At 62.9% G+C, this 4,240-nt stretch carries 5 protein-coding genes; 4 read left to right on the top strand and 1 reads right to left on the bottom strand.

Translation table 11 applies throughout. The features are described from left to right. A partial coding sequence (locus EN750_RS20870; RefSeq protein ID WP_189526352.1) for a 2-oxo acid dehydrogenase subunit E2 occupies positions 1-775 on the top strand: 775 nt, incomplete at its 5' end. A 115-nt stretch (positions 776-890) separates the two neighbouring features. Further along, a complete protein-coding gene (locus EN750_RS20865; RefSeq protein ID WP_127271283.1) occupies positions 891-1,259 on the top strand; it encodes a hypothetical protein in 369 nt (122 codons plus the stop codon). Between the two features lie 29 nt (positions 1,260-1,288). On the opposite strand, the gene EN750_RS20860 is transcribed toward EN750_RS20865, so the two are convergent. After that, the gene (locus EN750_RS20860; protein ID WP_027038053.1) at positions 1,289-2,260 is read right to left on the bottom strand and encodes a sugar-binding domain-containing protein; all 972 of its coding nucleotides are present in this window, start codon (positions 2,258-2,260) and stop codon (positions 1,289-1,291) included. Between the two features lie 259 nt (positions 2,261-2,519). On the opposite strand from EN750_RS20860, the gene EN750_RS20855 reads away from it, so the two are divergent. Both EN750_RS20855 and EN750_RS20850 read left to right on the top strand, forming a co-directional pair. Beyond that, positions 2,520-3,506: an ABC transporter substrate-binding protein gene (locus EN750_RS20855; protein ID WP_027038054.1), complete on the top strand. Its 987-nt coding sequence runs from the start codon at positions 2,520-2,522 to the stop codon at positions 3,504-3,506. Between the two features lie 90 nt (positions 3,507-3,596). Then, on the top strand, positions 3,597-4,240 hold a 644-nt coding region (locus EN750_RS20850), incomplete at its 3' end, for an ABC transporter permease subunit (protein ID WP_145967804.1).

Here is a 4,240-nt window from a genome sequence, read left to right as displayed (position 1 = left end):
GCCTGTGGCCGGCCACCCTCCCCTCAAGGGGGAGGGGGATGTGCTGCGTCTGTTCGAACAGGGCTCCTACGACCTCGTCCCGCATGACAATATGCGCAAGACCATTGCGCGGCGGCTGGTCGAGGCCAAGACCACCATCCCGCATTTCTACCTGACGCTCGACTGCGAGCTCGATGCGCTGCTGGCGCTGCGCACGCAGATCAATGCGGCTGCCCCGGTGAAGAAGACCGATAAGGGCGAGGCTCCGGCCTACAAGCTGTCGGTCAACGACATGGTCATCAAGGCGATGGCCATGGCGCTGAAGGCGGTGCCGGATGCCAATGCCTCATGGACCGAAAGCGCCATGGTCAAGCACAAGCATGCCGATGTCGGCGTTGCCGTGTCGATCCCGGGCGGCCTGATCACGCCGATTATCCGCAGGGCCGACGAAAAGACGCTGTCCACCATTTCCAACGAGATGAAGGACCTGGCCAGCCGGGCGCGCAGCCGCAAGCTGAAGCCGGATGAGTATCAGGGCGGCACCACGGCTGTTTCCAACCTCGGCATGTTCGGCATCAAGGATTTTGCTGCCGTCATCAACCCGCCGCATGCGACCATCCTGGCGGTCGGCGCCGGGGAGGAGCGGGCGGTGGTCAAGAATGGCGAGATCAAGATCGCCACGGTGATGTCGGTGACGCTGTCGACCGATCACCGCGCCGTCGACGGCGCGCTTGGGGCTGAACTGCTGGTCGCCTTCAAGAACCTCCTTGAAAATCCGATGGGCCTGCTGGTCTGATCCATTAAGCAGAAGCCGGCGCCGAATGATGCGCCGGCTTACGACAGAAACGACTTGTCAGGCGCCGACCCTTGACCCATGTTCTATCTGGATTGCGATCCAGGGAGGCCAAAATATGCCTGCATTCGACCCGTCTGACGTGAAAACCCTGTTCGGCAAGGTCATGGGCGCGTCGCCATCCGACATCAAGCTGGTGGCGCAGCGACTGCACGACCACGCCTTCGAGCCGCGCATGTCGGCGGACGAGACCAGGCAGCTCGTCGCCAGCCTCGGCTATGACAGCCTGGACGCGTTCTGCGCCGACATCGGCTTGCCCACGCACATCGCCGAGCGGTGGAGCCGTTTCGGTGTTTCCGGCGAGATGAAGCAGGTGTTCACGCTGTTGGCGGCGCAGCGCAAGCGGGTGGCCGAGGCGGTCGCCGAATTCGAATCCATGACCCATGTCGGTGTCGAGGATTTTTTGCGCGAGCGCGGGCTCATTTAGCGGGAAACACGGGAGCCAGTCGGATCGGCTCAGCCGCCCTTGGCAAGCAGCGCCGTGGCGGTATCGCTGTCGGTGATCAGCACGTTGGTGTCTACGGCTTTCAGCGCGGCGAGGATCGCCGCGACCTTGCGCTTGCCGCCCGCGGCAAGAACGACATTAGGCACGTTGCTGACCACATCGAGATCGATGGCCATGACGCGGCTGTTGACCTCGTGGTCGACCAGTCCGCCGGCGGCATCGACGAAATAGCACAGCATGTTGGCGACCGCGCCCTTCGCTTTCAGCGGAGCGATCAGCGATGACGGCACGATGCCGTGCCGGAAGATGGTGGCGTCCGGCGACATGTCGCCGACGGTGAGCAGCGCGATGTCGGCGGTCGCCGCGCGTTGGCGCACATCCTGCAGGGTCGGCTGTGCCCAGAGGAGATCACGCAGCGAGGAATTGTCGACCGTCACCGGCGCGGTGATCTGGTAGCTGTCGACCTCGAAGACGTCTGCGACCTTGGCTGCGACGATCGATGGATTGATCCATTGCGAATGCGGCAGGCTGCCGACGAGCGCCACCACGCAGGCACGCTTCAACTGCCGGCGGGCCAGGAAGCCGAGGCTGGCATGCAGGGTCGCGCCGCCACCGATCGCCAGCGTCATGCCGTCCTGCATCTGCTCGCCGAGATAGGCCGCGACGGCGTGGCCGATGGCCTTCTCCAGATGGTCATGCGCCGAAGGCGTCGGGATGACGACGGCGGCATTCAGACCCCAGCGCTTTTCCAGCTCCCGCTCGAGCGCCACCTGTCCGGCGGTCGGCGCGTTGATCATGGTGACGACGATGCCTTCGGCGGTGCACGAGGCCAGGGTACGCATGACCTTCACCCTGGAGACATCGAGCTTTTCGGCGATCTGTTCCTGGGTGAAACCTTCGACATAGTAGAGCCATGCCGTCTTGACGGTAAGGTCCGACGAGACCATCGGCAGGCGAGCCTGTCTGGGTTTTTCTGTGGTCATCGGTTCCTGTTCCTCATGAGCCGTGGCCTGCCCGGTGCTCATCAAGGAAACACCGGCCGGATGTCAACTGATGCCGGATCTTCGGCGTGTCGATTGTCGCACATTTCTGTTCATTTGTAATTGACATCGTACATATGAACATATTTTGTGGGTTTCACGCGCTGTGTCATCCACCAGTCATATGCGCCGTGCAGGGAGGAAGAGACGGGGAGCCGGCCAGAGCCGGACCGGTCATGCACAGACAAGACAGGAGGTCTCATTGAAGACGCACTTCATCAAGCTGCTGGCCAGCCAGCTGGCACTCGCGGCAACTTTGTTTGCCGGGGTGGCAAACGCCGAAACACTGACGCTCTACACGTCCCAACCAGAAGCCGACGCGGCCAAGACCGTGGATGCCTTCAAGAAGGCACAGCCGGGTATCGATGTGAATATCTATCGCTCGGGAACGAGCGATATCCTGACCAAGATGGCGGCCGAGTTTGCCGCCGGCAGCCCGCAGCCCGACGTGCTTCTGATCGCCGATGCGGTCTCGATGGAGCTGTTGAAGAAGGACGACCGGCTGCTGCCCTATCCCGAGGCAAAGCTCGAAGGCATCGAAGCGGATGCCTATGATGCCGACAAGACCTATTTCGGCAGCAAGCTGATCACCACCGGCATCGTCTACAACACCGCGGCGACCGAGAAGCCGCAGCATTGGGCAGATCTCGCCAAGCCGGCCTATGCAGATGGCCTGGTCATGCCGAGCCCGCTCTATTCGGGTGCGGCCGCCTACCTGCTTTCGGGCTTCGTCGGCGATACCAATTATGGCTGGGATTTCTTCCAGAAGCTGAAGACCAACAACACCGTCAGCGTGCGCGGCAATGGTGCGGTGCTGAAGTCGGTGGCATCGGGCGAGAAGCCCTATGGCATCCTCGTCGACTTCATGGCGATGAACGCCAAGAAGAAGGGTTCCCCGGTCGAGTTCGTGTTCCCCTCGGAAGGTGTGCCGGCAGTGACCGAACCGGTCGCCATCATGAAGACCGCCAGGAATGTCGATGGCGCCAAGAAGTTCGTCGACTTCATTCTTTCCGATGACGGCCAGAAGCTTGCGCTTTCGATGGGCTATCTGCCGGCGCGCGCCTCGGTCGGCCGCCCCGAATGGCTGCCGGAAGGCGTCAAGGTCAAGGTGATGTCGTTCGACACCAAGGCAATCGTCGCCAAGACTGACGCCGACAAGGCGAAGTTCTCGGAACTGTTCGGCGGCTGAGCCGGCAATCCATCAGGGATGCCGTCCCAGCGGCATCCCTGACGGGCGAAACCCGATCGCATCGGCTGATCGACCCCAGGAAACGCAATCATGTCAACACGGATCAGCGAAAGCCGGGGCCAGGAATTGGTCCTGACGGCGGCGGTAGCCATCGTCATCGTCCTGCTTTCGCTGCTGCCGATGCTGCGCCTGATCAAGGAGATCGTGGCACCCGGCGGCACGCTGTCGGCCGTCGCGATAAAGGCGGGGCTCGCCAGTCCGGCGACCTGGATCGCCACCTGGCACACACTGGTCGTCGGCATCGGCGGCACCCTGCTTGCGGTGCTGTCGGGAACGCTGGTGGCCGTCCTCGTCACTCTGACCGATATCCGCGCTCGCAGCGCCATGGTGCTCTGTTACGTCATGCCCTTGATGATCGCACCGCAGGTGACGGCGCTGGCCTGGCTGCAATTGTTCGGCCCGGCAAGCCCGTTCCTCAAGCTGTTCGGGGCGGCACCGCCGCTCGGTACCAGGAATCCGCTCTATTCGACATTGGGCATCATCCTGCTGCTCGGCGTGCAGTATGGGCCGCTGGTTTTCCTGCTGGTGCGCGCCGGCCTGCGCAAGCTGCCGCGCGAACTGATCGAAGCGGCGCGAGCGGGCGGTGCCGGCTGGTTCACCGTGCTGGTCACCATCGTGCTGCCGTTGATGACGCCCTCGATCATGGCCGCCGCCGCACTTGCCTTCGTCTCCTG

The sequence above is a fragment of the Mesorhizobium sp. M7A.F.Ca.ET.027.03.2.1 genome, from assembly GCF_003999175.1.
Lineage (GTDB): Bacteria > Pseudomonadota > Alphaproteobacteria > Rhizobiales > Rhizobiaceae > Mesorhizobium.
Note: the sequence above shows the minus strand (reverse complement) of the source record. Positions and strands in the feature narration are given on the sequence as shown.